Origin of the sequence: Streptomyces rubradiris (assembly GCF_016860525.1) — a bacterium.
Taxonomy (GTDB): Bacteria; Actinomycetota; Actinomycetes; order Streptomycetales; family Streptomycetaceae; genus Streptomyces; species Streptomyces rubradiris.
In genome coordinates this window covers 3366924-3384792 of sequence record NZ_BNEA01000015.1, presented here as the reverse complement: position 1 = coordinate 3384792, position 17869 = coordinate 3366924, and the positions used below count along the sequence as shown (strand labels likewise).

The following is a 17869-nucleotide window of genomic DNA, read 5'->3' as shown; positions in this document are numbered from 1 at the left end:
GACCGGTGGTTCGTTACGGTGGGGACCGAGACAAGATACCGGTGGTACCTAAGCAGGGGAGTCGGCTGTGCGGGAAGGAAGGGCCTCCCGCGCGCCCCCGGCGGTGCCCTCCCGAAAAGAACTTATATGTACGAATACGAGTACTTCTTCATCGAGGGCCAGTGGCAGAAGCCGGCCGGTGCCTTGATGACCGACGTGATGTCCCCCTCCACCCAGGAGGTGGTGGGCCGGGCGCCGCTGGGCGTCACCGACGACATCGACCTGGCCGTCGGAGCGGCGCGCCGGGCGTTCGACCAGGGTCCGTGGCCGCGGATGTCGCCGAGTGAGCGGGGCGTGATCCTGCGCCGGCTGGCGGAGAACCTGACCGCATCCGGAGAGGCGATCGCCGATGTGATGACCGACGAGGTCGGCACCACGCGCGCCAACAACCTGTGGATCGGCCAGGCGGGCGCCGGCCTGCTCCAGTACTACGCCGACATGGCCGAGAGGGACGGCATGGAGGAGGTACGGACCGGTCTGACCGGAACCGAGTTCACCGTGCGCCACGAGCCGGTCGGCGTGGTCGCCGCGATCGTGCCGTGGAACAGCCCGCTGTTCCTGTTGCTGGCCAAGGTCGCTCCGGCGCTGGCGGCCGGCTGCACGGTCGTCGCCAAGGCGCCTGAGGAGACACCGCTGGAGTTCTACTTGCTGGCCGAAGCGGCGCGGGCGGCCGGCCTGCCGCCCGGTGTGCTGAACATCGTGGCCGCCGACCGCCACGTCAGCGAGTACCTGGTGCGCCACTCCGGCATCGACAAGGTGTCCTTCACCGGCAGCACACGCGCAGGGCGCAGGGTCGGCTCCCTCTGCGGCAACGATCTCAAGCGTGTGAGCCTGGAGCTGGGCGGGAAATCCGCGGCCGTCGTACTGGACGACGCCGATCTGGGCACGGTGGTCCAGTACGCCCTGGCCGGCGGCATCGTGCCCAACAACGGCCAGGCGTGCATGGCACTCACCCGCATCCTGCTGCCGCGCGCCCGCTACGAGGAGTTCGCCCAGGCCATCACCGCCGCCGTCAAGACGCTGAAGGTCGGCGACCCGTGGGACGAGGACACCCGGATCGGCCCGCTGATCTCCGAGCGGCAGCGGGACCGCGTCGAGGGCTACATCGCCGCCGGTCTCGCCGAGGGCGCGCGCATCACCACCGGCGGCGGCCGCCCGGAGGGGCTGGAGCGCGGCTGGTACGTGGAACCGACCGTCTTCACCGGCGTCGACAACGGCATGACGATCGCTCAGGAGGAGATCTTCGGCCCCGTGCTGGCGCTGATCCCGCACGACGGTGACGACGACGCCGTCCGCCTGGCCAACGACTCGGCCTACGGTCTGGGCGGAGCGGTCTTCAGCGAAGACGCGGAGCGGGCCTTCGCGGTCGCCCGGGCGGTGCGCACCGGCACCATGGGCATCAACGGCTACGCGCCGGACTTCGGTGCGCCGGGCGGCGGCTTCAAGGCGTCGGGCATCGGCCGCGAGATGGGCAAAGAGGGCCTGGCCGGTTACCGCGAGACCAAGACCATCTTCGGGGTGGCCCCGGCCCGCGACTGAGCACCGCGTGCACCGAACGCAGGCGGCCGGGGGCGGGCGCCCGTGAGGGAAGCGTCAGAGCCGCATATCAGCACATCAGTGCGACACGCCGCTTGTTAGTGGGACGAAGCACGCCAGAGGGGCGGACGAGGGGTGGGTGGCATGGCGGGCAGTGACACGGGAGCGGGCGGGGGGCGGCCGGACCTCGCCTCGTCTCCCGCCGAGAAGACGGCCGCGGCGAACAAGCTTCAGAGCGAGATCGGGCCGCGCACCGAGGCGGCGGGCCAGTGGGCGGACGAGGAGACGCACGCCGCGGTGAAGGCGTTCGACGCGAAGGACGGGTACGGCTGGCTCACGTCCGGTGCCCTGAAGAAGGCGCACGCCACCTGGGGCGAGCAGGTCAAGAACCTGCTGAACCGGCTGGCGGGGGACGAGTCGGCCCTTCGCGACAACGCCAAGGCGCTGAGCGGGACGGACCTGCTGGTGGGCGGTACGGCGCGCCAGGTGTCGGTGTTCGACACCTACACGCCGCCGACGGGCGGCTGAGCCTTCTCACACCGGTACGAGAAACAACGGGGACCCATGCCGACCTATCACGAGATCCTGACGACCGACCTGTCCACGCTCACCACGGCCGCCGAACGCTGGGACGGCATGGCGAAGGAGCTGCACAAGCAGGAGACGGCCTACCGGGACGACGTACACGGGATCACCCTGCGCCCGACGTTCCTGGGGGAGAGCCGGCAGGCCGCCAACGCGCGCTTCGGCGTCAGGATCGCCGAGTACCAGAGCGCCCAGACGGAGGCCAAGGCGGTCGCCTCGCTCCTCCGTGACGCGCACGCCCAGTTCACGGACCTGCGCAAGCGGCTGGAGTCGGCGCGAGACGACGCGATCGCCGCCGGCATGAAGGTGTCGGACCAGGGTGTCGTTTCGCTGGACGAGGGCAAACTCAGCGCCCGGGACCGCCAGTTGCTCGGGACGGACACGGAGGACCCGGTGCCGGCTTTTCCGTCACCGGTCCCAAGTACGGCAAGGAGGGTTCCCTCAAGGCCTACGGCGACCTCTTCCACGCGACTGCGGAAGGCACCCTGACCAACGGGAACTTGAGACTCGCGGGGATAGCCGACGGCTATGGCGGAGCCAGGGCCACCGCGAACTACGGGTTCAACAAAAAGGGTGTCGTGGGCAAGGCCGAGGTGTCCGCCGGGGTGCGGGCACTCACTGAAGGACGTGCCGAGTACGGCCCCTACGCCGGTGGCTACCTTCGGGGCGAAGGGTTCGCCGGTGCTGAGGCGGGAGTCAATGCGAAGCTGACCAAGGAAGAGGTCACTGTCGGGGCGAAGGCGTTCGCGGGGGCGAAAGGAACCGTAGCCGGGGGCGGTGAAGTCGCGGGCATCGGTGTCGGCGTTACGGGCGAGGGCTGGGCCGGCCCCGGAGCGGAGGCTTGGTGGGGCTACAAGAAGGATGATGACGGCATATACCATCTCGGCGGCAAAGCCGGAGCTTCCCCGGTCTTCGGCGGGGCGGTGGGCGTGGAGATCACCGTTGACCCGGACAAGCTGACGAAGACCGCAGGCGCCGCGGCCGACGCGCTGGGCGATGTGGCTGACACGGTCGGAGACGGCCTCAGCTCCGCCAAGGACACCGTCACCAGTTGGTTCTGATCCGCTTCGCCTGGAAGGAGGGCCGAGATGCCCGCCACACTACCGACGCCCATCGAGTTCCGGTTGCCGGAGGGCTGGCTTCCGGCCGGCCCGGACAGGCCCGACGCGGAGCACGCGGCCTTCGTGGCGGTGCACCCGCGGCCGGACGCCGGCTTCACCGCGACCATCGCCATCGACGGCGAGAGGCTGCCGGACGGGGCGACGCCGGCTCACCTCGCGGACGAGTCGGTGGAGCGTCTGCGTGAGCTGGCCGTGTCGGTGGACGTGACCGACCGCCGCGAGGTGGGGACCGCCGAGGCACCCGCCCTGACGCAGCGGCTGGCCTTCTCCGCGGTCGTGGACGGCGCACTTCGTGATCTCGTCCAGTCACAGGTGTACCTGTTCGTGTCGGATGTCGAAGACGTGCGTAAGCAGGCGGTGATCCGGTTGATCCTCACCGCCTCCGTCGCCCAGCACGACACGGTCCTGCGGGACTTCCAGGAATTCGTTCGCACGGTTCGTCCGGACACGGGGGCGGGGTTGTAGCCATGGGGCGTCTGTGGGACAAGCTGGCCGGTACGAAGCGCCCTGATGCCGGTGTCACCCCGCTGTCGGCCGAGGAGGTCCGGACGGTTCTCTTCGGGCTCAACGGGCCGGACGTGCCGTACCGGGTGCGCAATGCCTCGCCTGACGAGAAGGCCGACGTGGTGGCGGAGTGCAGGCTTCCGAGAGTGGGTGTGGCCCTCAGGACGCGGATGCGACTCGTCCCTGAGAAGCGGGAGGTGCGCGTTGTGGAGGAGCGGTGGGAGAACCGTTCGTCCGACCAGGCCAACGCCCAGTACGGACGCGGGCACGCGCCCGCGGTGTACCGGCAGTGGGAGACGAAACAGGGCCCTGACGGCCGCAAGCAAAGGGTCGAGGTGTTCCGCTTCGACACCCGGGAGATGACCGACCCCCTGCGAGACGCTGTCCTCGGCGCGGGCTGGGTCTGGCGGGGCGTGTACAAGCTCTGATACGGACATGCGTCATGTCGTCCGGTCGTAGAGCGGCAGGCCCTGGGTCGGGATGGTCCAGTCGGCGATCGTCACGTTCTCGCCGTAGACGAAGTCCTTCCGGGTGGCGTAGCGAGGGCCGGCCGGGGTGGGATGGATGTCGGTGAAGACGGCGCCGGTGCCGGTGCGTGGATCGAAGACCGCGTAGACGGGGATGCCCATCAGGGCGTAGTCGCGCACCTTGCCCACCCAGTCGTTGTCCGGGTTGGACCGGGAGACGATCTCGATGGCGGCGAGGACGGTACGGGGGTCGATGGAGCCTTCGGTGTCGAGGTCTTCCCAGGCGATCACCGTCACGTCGGGGTGCCGCAGGATGTTCCCGGGCTCGTCCTCCACGTCCGGGGTGCCGTTGTGGGCCAGCAACTCGTCCGGCATGACCTTCTCCAGATGCTTACGGAGAAGCAGTCGGGTCAGCTCGTGGTGGCCGTTGGGCGAGATCAGGTCGTGGACGATTCCCTCCCAGGTGATCTCGAACTTGCCGGGGAGGGTGTCTTCCATCGAGCGGAGGGCATCACGCAGGGCTCGGTAGTGGTTGGGCCGCACCTTACGCGGCCTCCAGCACGCCGGTCCGGCAGTCGCGGCAGTGGCCGGGATCGGGGGATCGGAAGGCTCGGTCGCAGGTTTCGCAGGTCTGGAGGGGGTGGCGGACCGGTGGGGGTGGTTCGGGGGTGCGGTAGGGGGGAAGCGGGGGGAGGCCCGTCGTCAGGCGGTGGGCCAGGAGGGCTGCCGGGCGGGTCAGGGGGTCCGGGGGGAGGTTGCTGGTCAGGGCCTCGCGTACGGCCGTGGGGGGCACGTCGCGTTCCAGCCAGGCCGCTACCCCTGGGGCCAGGTGTTCGGCCTCCGTGGCGGACAGGAGCAGGCGGGGGTCCCTGCGGCGCAGGCCCGCCAGGACGTCCGTGGCCAGGCGGAGTAGCTCCGGGGAGGGGTACGCGGGTTTCGGTACGGCCGGGAGGGCTGTACGGCGGGGTTGTTGCCGACGCCGGGGTGCGGGTGGGTCCTCGGCGCGGCGGCCGGGCTGGTTGCAGGAGATCGTGCGGGTGACGATCCGGCCGCCGGGGACGCGGGTGCGTTCGCGGCGCAGGTAGCCATAGGTCTCCAGCTCCCGCAGGGCCGCCGCGATGCGGATCGCGCCCTCGGGGAACCGCGCGGCCAGGGTCTTGATGTCGACGCGGGCACCCGGTGGCAGCGACTGGATGTGGCACGCCAGGCCGATCGCGAGGAGTGACAACTCCGCGTGCTGGACGAGGTGGTTGCCGATCACCGTGAAGCGGGTGGTGTGGCGGGTGTGGTCGTGGACGAGTCCGCCGGTGTGAGGGCCCCGGTTCGGGTGGTTGTTTGCGGTAACGCGGGACTGGGTGCGCGCGGGCGCGCTAGGGTCTTCGATATCCATCGGGAAGTTCATGCCTTCCTCGGTGGTCAGGCCCTCGCATTGGGAACGCTACTCCCGGCGAGGGCCGACTCATGTCTGCGGTGGTGTTGCGCTGAGCGTAGGGCAGACAACCAGCCCCAAATCCAGCCAAGTTGGTGATGTTCACCCTCCTGAGTGAGTTTGCTCCGTGGGCGGGAGGGGTGGGGCTTGGTGGGGTTCTTTCACCCTGGTGTTCCTTGGGGAATTGCCGCCCGTGTCACCGGAGCACGGTCCGCCGGGTCCCGGTGCGGGAGGGTCACCTCGGCCCACACCGTCTTGCGCGGGCGACGACCCACGGCTACGCCCCACCTGTCGGCCAGCGCCTCCACGAGGAGCAGTCCGCGCCCGGCCTCCCCGTCCTCGCTCGGGAGTCGCAGCCGGGGGAGACGGTCGTCGCGGGTGTCGGTGACCTCGATACGGAGCGTGTGGCCGACGACGTAGATCAGGAGCTGGAAGTCCCGGCCGGGTACGCGACCGTGCGTGACGGCGTTCGCGGCCAGCTCGGCGACGATCTGCGTCACCTGCTCCACCGGCAGCCCCCACGAGCGCAGATGCTGTTCGGCGAGCAGCCGGGCGAGTCGGGCACCGCGGGGTGTGGGGGACAGCCGGATGTCGAAGGTGGGGATGTGGCCGGTGAGGTGATTTTCAGGGGCACCCATTTCTTGGTTCACATCACAGAGCGTGGCGAAGGCTGGTTCCGTAGGGGAGTGACAACGCCTGTACGTACAGTCACTGTCTCCCGTTTTGTCTCGGCTGTCTCGGCTGTCTCCGGCGTTGTACGGGTAAAGCTGCGCGCCGAAGGAGGAGCCATGAGTGAGGGTGTGGACGAGGCCGGTTGGGACGTCGAGCCGGGCGACGAGATCGAGCCGGTCGTCCAGGCGGTGGGCCGACTGCTCAAGGTCTGCCGCGAGTCGGCCGGCGTGAGCGTCCCCGAACTGGCGGAGGCCCTGGGCTACGGCGAGGACATGATCCGCAAGATCGAACGCGGGGCGCGTATCCCGAGGCCCGAGTTCCTGGACAACGCGGACACGTTCCTGAAGGCCCAAGGGCATCTACGGGCCTTCCGGGAGGACATGAGGAAGGCGCGGTACCCGAAGAAGGTACGGGAGCTGGCGGAACTGGAGGGGCGGGCGGTGGAGATGCTCCTCTACAGCAACCACAACATCCACGGGCTGTTGCAGACGGAGGAGTACGCGCGAGCGCTGCTTCGCACTTGGCGCCCGGCTTACTCGCCCGACCAGTTGGAGCGCATGGTGGGTGCCAGGATGGCCCGCAAGTCCGTCTTCGACCGCTCGCCCGCACCCGAGCTGAGTTTCGTCCAGGAAGAGGTGACGCTCCGGCGTCCGGTCGGGGACAAAATGGTGCTGCGTCGGCAGCTCGAACACATGCTGGAGGTGGCCCAGTTGCCGTTCGTAGAGCTTCAGGTGATGCCGACCAGTCGCGCGAATCACCCTGGCACGGGAGGCCGCATCCAAGTGCTGAAGTTCGCTGATGGTACGGGAATGGGCCGTACCGACGGTGACTTCTCGGGTCGACCCGTCTCGAACCCGAGGCAGCTCCGCGTCCTCGACCTGCGCTATGGCATCATCCGGGCTCAGGCGCTCCCACCAGAGGAGTCTCTGGACATCATCGAGAAAGCGCTGGGAGAACTATGAGCACCCCGGAACTCCGCTGGTTCAAGAGCAGCTACAGCGACAGCAGCAATGGACACGACTGCGTCGAGGCGGCCCTCTCCTGGTCCAAGAGCAGCTACAGCAGCAGTAGCAATGGCCATGACTGCCTCGAAGTCGCCCCCACCCCCTCCACCATCCACATCCGCGACTCCAAGAACACCGAGGGCCCGTGCCTCACCGTCGCCCCGGCCGCCTGGGCCGACTTCGTGGCCTACGCTTCGCGCGGCTGACCGAGGCAAACGCTGAGAGACGGACCTCGGTCAGTCGATGCCTTCGACTATGCGGAAGTCGCGTTCGACGCCGTCGGCGAGGGCGGCCAGCGCCTCCTGGTAGGCCGCGCTCTCGCGCGTCGCGACGGCCTGCTCGTAGCTGTCGAACTCGACCAGGACGGTGCGCTCGGCGATTCCGGCGTCGTACGCCTCGACCCGACCGCCGAGGACGAAGGTCCGGCCGCCCCCGGCCTCGACGGCCAGGCGGGCGAGCTTGTTGTAGGCGGCCAGCTTCTCGGGGTCCGAAATGGTGCGGTAGACGCTGACCCAGTAGCCCTTGGGCATGGAACCTCCAGTGTGGGATGAGTGCATCTGACTTACGGGTTGGTCTCGGACACGCGTCGGCGGGCGAGAGCGAGGCTTGTCAGCGTCGTGATCGCCATGGCGCCGAGGCCGGCCAGCGCCGCGGTGGTGTAGGCGCTGTCGTCGGGGAAGAGTCGGCCGGGGCGGGTGCCCGCGGCGAGGATCAGGCCGCCGATGGCGCTGCCCAGGGAGTACCCGACGCTGCGGACGACGTAGTTGAAGCTCATGGCGCTCGACGTCTCGCTCTTGGGGGTGACGGCCAGGATGACGCCGGGCATCGCGGCCGAGAAGCCGCCGACGCCGAAGCCGAGCACGCCCATCGCCGTGAACAGTTCGGCCAGGTCCGACCGGGCCGCCGCGAACAGGGCGAACCCGCCGCCGACCACGACGGCGCTGCCTGCCAGGAGCAGGGGGCCGGCGATCCGCGTCCGGAGCCGCGGTGTGAGCTTGCCGGCGACGAACCCGAGCACCGAGAACGGGACGAGGACGAGCCCGGCGACGAAGGTCGTCAGCCCGAAGCCGTAGCCGGCGCCGTGTGGCGTCTGCGCGTACCGGGTGATGAGCGTGAGCAGGAGGTACATGCCGATCCCGCCGACGAACATGGCGAGGTTCGCCCCGGCGACCGCCGGGTGCCGCACCGCCCGTACACCGACCAGGGGCGTGGTGCCGCGCAGCTCGATGACGGCCCAGACGCAGAGCAGCACCACCGCGACGACGGCGAGGCCCGCCGCCACGGCGAGGTGCCGGGTCCACAGGCTCCGTTCGCCGGCGAGGAGCAGTACCAGGAGCAGCGCGGCGGCCAGGACGACCGCGCCTGCCACGTCCACGTGGGCGGAGCGGCCTTCGGGGGCTTCGGGTATGGAGCGCCACGCGGTCAGGAGGGCGGCGGCGGTGACGACCAGGCCGAGGCCGTAGGCGGCCCGTACCCCGCCGAACTCGGCGAGCAGTGCGGCCAGCGGGTAGCCGACCCCGGCCCCGATGATCGACACCACCGAGATCAGGGCGATCACGGCCGCGCCGCGCTCCTCGGGGAGGTGGTCCCGGGCCACGCCCATCATCAGCGCCGTCAGCCCGAGCCCGATGCCCTGGGCCGCCCGGCCTGCCAGCAGCCACGCGAACGGCAGCGGCAGCACGGTGAGCGCGCTGCCGGCGACGACGACCGCCAGCGTGGCGAGGATGGTGGCCCGCCGGTGCGGACCGGCTCCGAGCCGGCCCAGGACCGGCGTGGCGACGGCACCGCTGAGCAGCGCGACGGTCAGCGTCCACTGCGCGCTGCCGAGCGAGACGTGGAACGAGGTCGCCACGCTGGTGATGAGCGGCGTCCCGAGGCTGCCGACCGCCGCCACGACCAGAGCGATGAACATCAGGGCGGGGACGAGCGGCCGCGCCTCGGAACGCGCCACCGGTAACGCCTTCGCCGCGCCCCCGCCGACCGGCTGTCCGGTCACCGCTTCCGCTCTTCGCGGTCCTGGCTTTCGAGTTCTGCCAGATGCCTCAGCGCCGGAAGGGCCGCCGCCAGCGCCTCGATCTCGTCGCCGGTGAGCTTGCCGATCAACCGTTCGAACGCGTGGACGCCCGCCTGGCGGCGCGCCCGGACATAGGAGGCGCCGGCCTCGGTCAGGCACACCAGCTTGACCCGCTTGTCGGACGGGTCGTCCCGCCGTTCGACCAGGCCGGACTCCTCCAGCACCCGGACCAGGGCGGTCATCGCGGGCTGGGTGACGCCCTCGACCGCGGCCAGATCGGTGACGCGCCGCGGGCCGGTCCGGTCCAGGGTGGCCAGGGTGGCGGCGGACGTCAGGCTCATGTCCCGGGGCAGGCGCCTCGCGGCCCTGGTGGCCAGGCTGTAGAGGGCTGCCCCGATGGCGGCGGACGCGCCAGGAGCGGTGTCTTGACGACTCATGGCCGAAGCATAGCGCTTTTATATTTATAGCTTATGTAAATCTTCGTCACCCAGGCGCCGTCTGGGTCGGCACGACCCGACAGAATGAGCACGATGCAGACGAAATCCGGACTCCGGCCCAGGCACGCCGGGTGGTACGCGGGAGCCCTCCTGCTGGTCCTGGCACTTCTGGGGCTCGTCCTCTACGGCACCGGGGTCATCGGCTCGGGAGGCGACGACGACTCCGCGGACCGGGCGTGCGACGGCTCGCTGGCACAGGGCGGGCTCAGCGCGGCGCTGCACTCGTCGCGGCTGAGCGCGGAGGACCTGGACGACGGCGACTACCTGGCCTCCTGCCGCGTCCGCACCGAGGCATCCGGGGCGGAGCGCGGTGCGCTGGAAGTGAAGCTGCGCTGGAGCACCTCGAAAGCCCCCGCGTCGACCCTCGTCTGGTACAACGCGAACTACAACGGCGTCCGGGACCGGGCGGCGCCCCTGGGGCACGGCTGGCCGGGCGTCCTCCGCCACGAGAGCGGCACCTACCAGGTCATGGTCGCGCTCGACTGCGTGAACCAGCGGAACAAGGCCCTGGTCGCCTACGGTGACCTGCTCGGGGTGGCGAACAGTACGACCCTGACCGGTCTCGGGCAGGTGACCACCGAGACCGCCCGCGAGGCCGCGGAGAAGCACGGCTGCCAGGTGGAAGCCGGCCAGCGGATCACCGGCCTGTCCCCGGGCCTCCTGGGCCGGTCCGGCGCGGCCGAGCCGCTGCGGCAGGCCGACGGCTCGTGCGCGGCGCTGCGCGACACGGAGGCGGCACGCAACGGCACCCCGGACGTCCTGGAGTACCCGGCGGACCCCGACACGCCGCAGGTCAACTGCTACCTGGTCACGAAGGCCGGAAAGCCGGGCTACGGCCTGTACGCCTACTACGGCGCGTCGGCCAAGGACTTCCTGGCCAGTGAGGAAGCGGCACTGAAGGCGGCGACCGGGCCCTACGGCGAGCACGACTACACCTGGGCCACCTCGACGTGCCGGTCGGCCCAGCCCGCCGTGTTCGCGCTGTACCGCCTCTACGACGAGGACACCGGCGGCTACCTGGTCCCGCACTACTCCGACTCCTTCGCCCGCTCGGCCCTGACGGCCTTCGCCGCCCACGAGGCGAAGCAGCGCGGCTGCGGCAGCGTGCGGACGGCCGCCCAGCCCTGACCCCGCGGGGCGTCGTGCGGTCAGAACACCGGTAGTGCCGTGAGCGTGCCGCCGTCCACCAGGAACACGCGGTTGGCGTCGGCCGTCAGCCAGTAGTCGTCGGGGTTCTTGATGACGCGGAAACTCCAGGTCGTCTTGTTCAGCATGGAGTCGGGGTCCCTGGAGAGGCTGCCGCCGTCCGGTCCGTCGACCACGTTGAGGACGTTGACCGCGCCCTCCTTCGTGTTGACGGCGACCGACCAGAAGCCGTGGCCCTGGACCACCAGCGGGCTGTACGGGTCGCACAGCTGCTGGAGGTCGTAGGGCCAGCCGCTCTGCTTGCCGTCCTTGATGTCGAAACGGAGCGGCGCCCCGAGCGCCGCCGCGAAGACGTAGGGGCCGTGGACCGCCGCGGGGCCCCAGAACACCTTGGTGCCGTCCGCCCGTCTCAGGTCGGGGCGCCACAGCTGCTTGCCGTCGGTGATGCGACGGGCGGTGAAGTACGGGCTGCCGCTCACGAACAGGGTCCCGCCCGACGCCGTGATCGCCGGTCTGTCGTCGTCCTGGTCGCGCAGCAGCCACCGCTGCCGGCCGGTGCGCGTGTCGACGGCGAGCACGTGCCCCGCCTCCGTCGCGACGGCCAGGACGCCCCGGGCCGCGACGCCCCGCGCCGTGCCCGCAGCACCGAGGTCCGTACCGGGCTTCGCGGTCCAGCGGATCCGCGCGTCGGAGCGGCCCACCGCGCGCAGTCGGCCGTCCCGGGTGACGACGTACACCGCCTCCGCGTCGGCCGCGAGGACACTGGCGGCCTCGGCGGGCGCCGTCCACTTGGGGGCGCCGGTGGACGCGACGAAGGTCCGCAGCGTGCCCTCGCCGTCCACGGCGGCTATCAGGCGGTCGGAGAGCGAGACGAAACGGCCTTTCGCCCTCGCTTCGGGGGCGGACCAGCGGGGTTTGCCGTCCACCACGCCGTGCGCCGTGATGCCGCCCTTGGGATCGCCGACGACCAGGACGTCCCGTACGGGCAGCGGGGCAGGGGAGCCGGAGCCGATGGCGGAGGGGCGGCTCCACAGCGGGGCGGGTGCCTGACCGAGGACGTAATCCCCCTTTTCCGCCGACAGCAGGCGTGCCTTCGGGGTCGCGGCGGCGGGCGGGATGTCGAAGGGGTCCTCGCCGCTGCCGCGCAGGAACCACCACGTCGCCGCACCCCCGCCGGCGAGGGCGACCGGGCCGCCGACCGCGAGGGCCGTCAGCACGCGGCGCCGCGAGGCCCCGCGCGGGGTGACGCCCGTTCCCGGCAGGGTGGTCAGCTCGTGCAGGGCGCGTTCCCGGCGCCGTACCTCCTCGGCCAGCGCGCCGGAGCGCCACACGCGGTCGGCGCCGGGCGGCGGGGCGAAGGCATGCGCGATCGCCTCCGGGGCGGGCCGGTGCGCGGGATCCTTGGCCAGGCACGGGCCGATGAGCGGCTGGAGGACGGGCGGGACCCCGTCCATGCGCGGTGCGCCGTGGACGACCTCGTACTGCACCGCGGCGACGTGCGAGCCGGTGAACGCCCGTCGCCCGCTCGCCGCGTACACCAGCAGGGCACCCAGCGAGAAGACGTCGGCGGCCGGGCCCACCCGCTGCCCCAGAGCCTGTTCCGGCGCCCCGTACCCGGGGGTGACCGGCACCTGCCCGGTGGTGGTGAGGGTCAGGCCGTGCTCGGGGCGGGCTATGCCGAAGTCGATGACGCGCGGGCCCCCCGAGGTGAGCACCACGTTGGCCGGCTTCAGATCGCGGTGCACCAGACCGGCGGCGTGGATGTCCCGCAGCGTGAGCGCGAGTGCCGCCGCGAGCGCGCGCACCCCGTTCTCGTCCAGCGGGCCGTACGCGCGGATCACGTCTTCGAGGTCCGGGCCGCTGAGGAACTCGGTCGCGATCCACGGGCGCCCGCCCTCGGTCTGTGCGTCCAGGACCCTGGCCACTCCCGGGCTGCCGACCGCCTGGGCCATCCGGGCCTCGCGCACGAAGCGCTGACCGAGGTGCGGATCGTCCGCCAGATGGCGGTGCAGGACCTTCACCGCGGCCGACCGCCCGTCACTGTCCTGTCCCACGTACACCTTGCCCATGCCGCCCTCGCCGAGCACGCCGAGGACGCGGTACGGGCCCAGGCGGAGCGGGTCTCCGGTACCCAGTGGCTTCATCTTTCCCGACCTTGCATCTCAGAGGAGCGGATAACCGGCGGCATAGCCCTCGCCCAGGGCGATCAGGCGCCTGGAGGCGGGGTGGGCGAAGTAGCGGGCCGTCGCGGGGGCGTCCACAGGACGGGACGTGGCACCGTCGGCCAGGGCGACCGCCCTCAGCCGCGAGGACGCCCTGCGGTACACATGCGTGACGCCGACGACGGGCGGCTCCGCGAGGTCGGCGGTGGTCGCACCGCCGCCCTTCTCCGCCCAGCGGGATTCGCCGCCGCCCGCGTCGAGCGCGACGACGCCGCGGCCCGACTCCACCGCGTACACCACCCCGTCGTGGACGGCGGGCGGGCTGTAGGCGGTGCCCTTGCCGCGCCGCCAGACGACCTTCCCGTCGTCCAGGCCGAGCGCGAGCAGCCCGTCCGCCGCCGGGTACACGTGCCGGTCGTCCACGGCCGGACGGGTCCGGCCGGAGGACGGCGACGCGCTGTCGAGGGGACGGTCCCACAGCAGGCGCCCGGTGCCGGTGTCCCGTACGACGAGCCGGGTGGCGCCGTCGGCCGACTGCTGGACGAGCACCAGGCGTTCCCCCGACACCTGGGCCGACAGGAAGTGCAGCCGCGTGCTGCCGTCGGGGCGCGCCGGAAGCGGGACCTCCCACAGCTTCCGGCGGGCGTGGACGTCCAGGGCGACCAGGTGCCAGGACTGGCCCGCGCGAAAGGTGTCGTTGCGCGACGAGTCGATGGGCCGCGAACTACGGCCGCCGACCACGTAGACGGCGTTGCCCGAGGCGCACAGCAACTGGGTGCCGTGGAGACCGCCGTGGAAGTCCTTCAGCTCCAGATACGGATCCCCGACCCGGCCGTCGGCCAGGCCGACCGGGCACAGGGACAGCGGATCGGCCTTGTCCAAGGTGTAGTCCAGCGTGTGGATCCGCGCGCCGTCGGTGACCGTGCGATGCCCGAAGTACACCTCGGGGTCGGCCCACAGCGTCTTTCCCGTCCGCGGGTCCACCCCCTTGAGATCGGTTCCGCCCACGACCACCAGGCGGTCGAGCAGCAGCGGGAACGGCGGCACGGGCGGATCGGTGAAATCGGCCGACACCTGCCAGAGCAGACCCCACGCCGGCTTTGCCGAGACGGTCGGCGGAGTCGGCCGCGCCGGTTCGGATCCGCCGCGCCGCCCGAACCAGACCCAGGTGCCCGCGCCCGCCGCGGCGACACCGAGGGCCGCACCCCCGCCGACGGACAACAGCCGGCGGCGGGACATCCCGGCCCGGGTGCCGACGGACGCGTCGCCGCGGTCTTCCCCGGCTTCCCCGGCCGGGGGCGGCAACCGGTGCGGCGTGACCCGCCAGACGTCGGCGGCCCGCCGGGCGATGTCCGCGAGGACGGGCTCCGGCAGGCAGTCCGCGAAGTCCTGTTCCCCGCCGCCCAGCAGGGCACACAGCCGGTCGGTCGTGGGCCGTTGCCGCGGGTCCTTGGCGAAGCACGGAAGCAGTACGGGGAGGAGGCCGGCCGGCACCCCGGTCAGGTCCGGTTCCGCGTACCGCACGCGGTACAGCAGGTCCGCCGCCTGTCCGGTACCGAACGGCCCCCGGCCCGTGGCGGCGTGGACCAGTACCCCGGCCAGGGCGAACACGTCACCGGCCGGGGTGTGCTCCTCGCCCGCCGCCTGCTCGGGCGACATGAAGGCGGGGGTGCCCGCCGCGGATCCGGCCCGGGTGAGGCGGTCGTCGCCGAGGGCCCGCGCGATCCCGAAGTCGATGACCTTGGGACCGTCGGCCGTCACCATGATGTTGGACGGCTTCAGGTCCCGGTGGACCACCTCCGAGTCGTGCAGCCGGGCGAGCGCGGCGCACAGGCGGGCGCCGACGGCCCGGACCGTTCGCTCCGGCAGGGGACCGTTCAGCCGGACGGCTTCGTCGAGGGGCGGCCCGATCAGGTACTCGGTGGCCAGCCAGGGCGTCTCGTGGGCGAGGTCGGCGTCGAACACCCGGGCCCCGTACTCGCCGCCGATGACCCGGGCCGCGTCCGTCTCCAGCCGGAACCGGGTCCGCAGCACGGGATCCGCGGCGGAGCGGGCGTGCATCGTCTTCAAGGCGACGGTCCGCCCGGAGTCCGAGCGGGCCAGGTAGACCGTGCCCATGCCGCCGCTGCCGAGGCGGGCCGTCAAGTGGTAGGAGCCGAGCCGGGCGGGATCGTGGTGGGTGAGAGGGGTGAACATCAGGGCTGTCCCGCCTTCCGGGCGTGCGCGGGCGGAAGGGCCACGAGGACGTCCGCCGACTGACGGGCGAGGGCCGCGACGATCCTGCCCGGGAGGGGGAAGCGGCGGACGTCGACCACTGTGGGGACGGGGGCCGGCGGCTGTGTCGTGCCGGGCGCCGCCAGCAGGGCCGCGAGACCGGCTGCCGACGGCCGGTGAGCGGCGTCACGGGACAGGCAGGCGGTGACCAGGTCCCGCAGCGACTCCGGAAGCTCCTCCCGCTCCGGCACGGTGTGCCCGGTGCTCGCGTAGGCGAGCACGGCGCCGAGGCCGTACACGTCACCGAGCGGCCGGGGCCGGCCGCCCTGCGCCTGCTCCGGTGCCAGGCACCCCGGGTCGAGCGCGGGGCTGCCCAGCCGCCGCTCGCCGTCCGGCGCCACGGCGCGCACGGCGCCGAAACAGGCCAGCGACGGACCGTCCACGCCGAGCAGTACGGCCGCCGGGGACACACCCGCGTGGGTCACGCCCTGCGCGTGGGCCGCCGCCAGCGCGCCGGCGAGAGCTGCCCCGAGCGCCCGTACGACGGGTTCCGGCAGGGGACCGCCATGGGCGGCCAGCACCGCGGGCAGGGGGAGTACAGGGGTGTAGGGGGTGACGTACCAGGGCGGGACAGCCGTCCCGGTCACCTCGGTCACGGGTGCGAAGCCCGGCACGGACAGCCGCCGGGCGGCCTCGGCCTCGGCGGCCCAGCGGGCGGGATCGATGCCGGGATGCGGCAGGTGGACCAGGACCGTGCGCCGTCCGTCCGCACTCCGGGCGATGTACCGGCGCTCGGGCGCCCGCCGCCGTTCCTGCTCCTCGTCCAGCCCGCCCAGCACCGCGTACGGTCCGATCAGCGGCGGGTCGTCCTGACGCAGCCGCTCCATGCGCGCGTTCCCCCCGATTGCCGGCACAGGCCGATGATCTTACCGGCCGTGTCGGAAGCACCCCGGGCGACGGCCTTCGCCGCGCGCGAGGCGGAGCAGGATGATCACATGAGCCTTCTCGACCGCTTCACCGGCACCAAATATCCCGACCCCGCCGTCCCGCCCCGGCCCGCCTCGGAAGTCCGCGCCGCCCTGCTCGCCGTCGGCGGGCCGGACGTGCCGTACGTCGTGCGGGAAGGGGTCGGCGGCGGGGCCGATCTCGTGGCGGAGTGGCGCATCCGGGAGCCCGACTGGCACGGCTTCTTCGCGCGGGCCAAGGTGAGCCGGTCGCTGGAGACCCGGATGCGGCTGGTCCCGGAGAAGCGCGAGGTGCGCGCTCTGGACCGGGAGTGGGAGGTCACCTGGGTCGGGGACAGGCCCAGGCTGATCCTGTCGGCGGAGCACTCCCGGGGGCAGGTCAGGTCCGTGTCCCGGAGCTGGACGGTCGATCGGGGGCCCGACGGGAAGGTCCGGTTCACGGAGGACTACCGCTTCGACACCGCCGAGCTGAAGACGCCCTTGCAGGAGGCGGTCCTCGGCGCCGGGTGGACCTGGCGCGGGGCGCTGTTCAGGCTCTGAACCGTCGTTCGCGGTCCCAGGTGCGCAGGAGCGCCAGCGCGTAGGCGACCCGGACGTCCAGGCGCCGGGGATCGTGGCGGTACGTCCTGCTCACGCCCCGGTAGTCCAGGATCGTGCCGGTGCCGGGGGCGCGCCAGCGGGTGCGGGCCGGGCTGCCGAAGGTGAAGTCTTCCGGGCTGCCGTCGAAGAAGGAGTACACCGTCGCGCAGAGCACCCACAGGAGCCAGACGGGCGACGTGACCACGTAGAGCAGCCAGGCGTACCAGGTGCCCGCCTTGCCCGTGATCCGCTGGGACGGGTAGACGACCTGCGCGGTCCAGCGGGTCCGGCGGGGCCAGGGGAGCAGGCGGCCGGGGCGGCGGGTGACGCGGGCCAGGGGAGTGCCGTCGGACGCGTGGAGGTCGTAGGTGTCCGGGCCCGCGGGGGTGACCGAGCAGAGCGGGCGGTCGTCGCGGGCGGAGTGGAGCCAGAACGGGTGTCCGGACGTACGGCCCGCACAGACCCGCGCCAGCGGTGCGTTCCCGGGGTGGCGAGAGACCGTCGCGATCAGCTCCGCGTCGGGGGGCAGGGGCGCCGGGGCGGGGCCGGGCAGCGGTATCGGGTTGTTCGCCGAGATCCGGAAGGCGTACGGGATGGTGTCGTGCACGCTGTCATCCTCGGTGCCGGTGATCTCGACCCGGTAGTCACGGCCCGGGACACCGGCACTCCGGTTTGACCTACGTCACCTTCGGGGTAATCTCTTCGGCCCGATTGGCACAGCACCTGCCCCGTATGGCAGACTGTCGGAGTTGCTCGGTCGAGTGTTGATGCTGCGCGCCTCCCGCCGGGAGGACCGGAAGCGAGTCCCACAGTACTCGTCGTCCTAACTGCCCTCGGGCAGCACTGGGGCGGACGTACGGGAATCTTCCGGGAAGCGTGGGCGCGACACCGGCCAGGCGCCCGGTGGGCCCAAGGTCCCCGGTCCGCGGTTCCGG

Annotated in this window: 20 protein-coding genes; 10 read left to right on the top strand and 10 right to left on the bottom strand. The window is 71.9% G+C overall.

Annotation, left to right across the window (positions count from 1 at the left end; all coding sequences use genetic code 11):
• Positions 1-126 precede the first annotated feature (126 nt).
• From Srubr_RS28110 to Srubr_RS28090, 6 genes are all read left to right on the top strand, one after another.
• Entirely contained in the window at positions 127-1578 is a 1452-nt protein-coding gene (locus tag Srubr_RS28110) for an aldehyde dehydrogenase (RefSeq protein WP_189994158.1), read from the top strand.
• A 141-nt stretch (positions 1579-1719) separates the two neighbouring features.
• Positions 1720-2103 (top strand): hypothetical protein, encoded by a 384-nt coding sequence (locus tag Srubr_RS28105; protein ID WP_189994156.1) that lies wholly within the window; start codon positions 1720-1722, stop codon positions 2101-2103.
• 36 nt (positions 2104-2139) lie between these two features.
• Positions 2140-2649, top strand: a complete 510-nt coding sequence (locus Srubr_RS41045) for a hypothetical protein (protein WP_229926633.1) — start codon at positions 2140-2142, stop codon at positions 2647-2649.
• 11 nt (positions 2650-2660) lie between these two features.
• Complete coding sequence (locus tag Srubr_RS41040; protein ID WP_229926632.1) at positions 2661-3221, top strand: hypothetical protein; 561 nt, start codon at positions 2661-2663, stop codon at positions 3219-3221.
• Positions 3222-3248: 27 nt separating this feature from the next.
• Positions 3249-3746 (top strand): hypothetical protein, encoded by a 498-nt coding sequence (locus Srubr_RS28095; RefSeq protein WP_189994155.1) that lies wholly within the window; start codon positions 3249-3251, stop codon positions 3744-3746.
• Between the two features lie 2 nt (positions 3747-3748).
• On the top strand, positions 3749-4213 hold the full coding sequence (locus Srubr_RS28090; protein WP_189994153.1) for a hypothetical protein: 465 nt from the start codon (positions 3749-3751) through the stop codon (positions 4211-4213).
• A 12-nt stretch (positions 4214-4225) separates the two neighbouring features.
• On the opposite strand, the gene Srubr_RS28085 is transcribed toward Srubr_RS28090, so the two are convergent.
• From Srubr_RS28085 to Srubr_RS28075, 3 genes are all read right to left on the bottom strand, one after another.
• A complete protein-coding gene (locus tag Srubr_RS28085) occupies positions 4226-4795 on the bottom strand; it encodes a Uma2 family endonuclease (protein ID WP_229926631.1) in 570 nt (189 codons plus the stop codon).
• A gap of 1 nt (position 4796) precedes the next feature.
• Positions 4797-5642 (bottom strand): helix-turn-helix domain-containing protein, encoded by an 846-nt coding sequence (locus tag Srubr_RS28080; protein WP_189994149.1) that lies wholly within the window; start codon positions 5640-5642, stop codon positions 4797-4799.
• A 200-nt stretch (positions 5643-5842) separates the two neighbouring features.
• Positions 5843-6331 (bottom strand): ATP-binding protein, encoded by a 489-nt coding sequence (locus Srubr_RS28075; RefSeq protein WP_229926630.1) that lies wholly within the window; start codon positions 6329-6331, stop codon positions 5843-5845.
• Positions 6332-6469: 138 nt separating this feature from the next.
• On the opposite strand from Srubr_RS28075, the gene Srubr_RS28070 reads away from it, so the two are divergent.
• A complete protein-coding gene (locus tag Srubr_RS28070; RefSeq protein WP_189994147.1) occupies positions 6470-7315 on the top strand; it encodes a helix-turn-helix domain-containing protein in 846 nt (281 codons plus the stop codon).
• On the top strand, positions 7312-7563 hold the full coding sequence (locus tag Srubr_RS28065; protein WP_189994145.1) for a DUF397 domain-containing protein: 252 nt from the start codon (positions 7312-7314) through the stop codon (positions 7561-7563). Before Srubr_RS28070 ends, Srubr_RS28065 begins: the two co-directional genes overlap by 4 nt.
• A gap of 30 nt (positions 7564-7593) precedes the next feature.
• On the opposite strand, the gene Srubr_RS28060 is transcribed toward Srubr_RS28065, so the two are convergent.
• Genes Srubr_RS28060 through Srubr_RS28050 form a run of 3 tightly spaced genes read right to left on the bottom strand, consistent with a single transcriptional unit; the run spans position 7594 to position 9808 of the window.
• Positions 7594-7887 (bottom strand): DUF1330 domain-containing protein, encoded by a 294-nt coding sequence (locus tag Srubr_RS28060; protein WP_189994143.1) that lies wholly within the window; start codon positions 7885-7887, stop codon positions 7594-7596.
• A gap of 32 nt (positions 7888-7919) precedes the next feature.
• Positions 7920-9353, bottom strand: a complete 1434-nt coding sequence (locus tag Srubr_RS28055; protein ID WP_189994141.1) for an MFS transporter — start codon at positions 9351-9353, stop codon at positions 7920-7922.
• Positions 9350-9808, bottom strand: a complete 459-nt coding sequence (locus Srubr_RS28050; protein WP_308439898.1) for a MarR family winged helix-turn-helix transcriptional regulator — start codon at positions 9806-9808, stop codon at positions 9350-9352. The genes Srubr_RS28055 and Srubr_RS28050 overlap by 4 nt, the downstream gene beginning before the upstream one ends.
• A 93-nt stretch (positions 9809-9901) precedes the next feature.
• On the opposite strand from Srubr_RS28050, the gene Srubr_RS28045 reads away from it, so the two are divergent.
• On the top strand, positions 9902-10996 hold the full coding sequence (locus Srubr_RS28045; RefSeq protein WP_189994139.1) for a hypothetical protein: 1095 nt from the start codon (positions 9902-9904) through the stop codon (positions 10994-10996).
• 20 nt (positions 10997-11016) lie between these two features.
• Here the strand turns inward: Srubr_RS28045 and Srubr_RS28040 are convergent, their stop codons facing one another.
• The 3 genes from Srubr_RS28040 to Srubr_RS28030 are packed head-to-tail and all read right to left on the bottom strand — an operon-like array spanning position 11017 to position 16277.
• The gene (locus tag Srubr_RS28040; protein ID WP_189994137.1) at positions 11017-13158 is read right to left on the bottom strand and encodes a serine/threonine-protein kinase; all 2142 of its coding nucleotides are present in this window, start codon (positions 13156-13158) and stop codon (positions 11017-11019) included.
• Positions 13159-13176: 18 nt separating this feature from the next.
• Positions 13177-15372 (bottom strand): protein kinase domain-containing protein, encoded by a 2196-nt coding sequence (locus Srubr_RS28035; protein WP_189994135.1) that lies wholly within the window; start codon positions 15370-15372, stop codon positions 13177-13179.
• Complete coding sequence (locus Srubr_RS28030; RefSeq protein ID WP_189994133.1) at positions 15372-16277, bottom strand: protein kinase family protein; 906 nt, start codon at positions 16275-16277, stop codon at positions 15372-15374. The genes Srubr_RS28035 and Srubr_RS28030 overlap by 1 nt, the downstream gene beginning before the upstream one ends.
• A gap of 108 nt (positions 16278-16385) precedes the next feature.
• Between Srubr_RS28030 and Srubr_RS28025 the strand changes: the two genes are divergently transcribed.
• On the top strand, positions 16386-16895 hold the full coding sequence (locus tag Srubr_RS28025; RefSeq protein ID WP_189994131.1) for a hypothetical protein: 510 nt from the start codon (positions 16386-16388) through the stop codon (positions 16893-16895).
• Here Srubr_RS28025 and Srubr_RS28020 read toward each other — a convergent pair.
• The gene (locus tag Srubr_RS28020; RefSeq protein WP_189994129.1) at positions 16885-17541 is read right to left on the bottom strand and encodes a hypothetical protein; all 657 of its coding nucleotides are present in this window, start codon (positions 17539-17541) and stop codon (positions 16885-16887) included. The two genes, Srubr_RS28025 and Srubr_RS28020, sit on opposite strands and share 11 nt — an antisense overlap.
• Between the last annotated feature and the right edge of the window lie 328 nt (positions 17542-17869).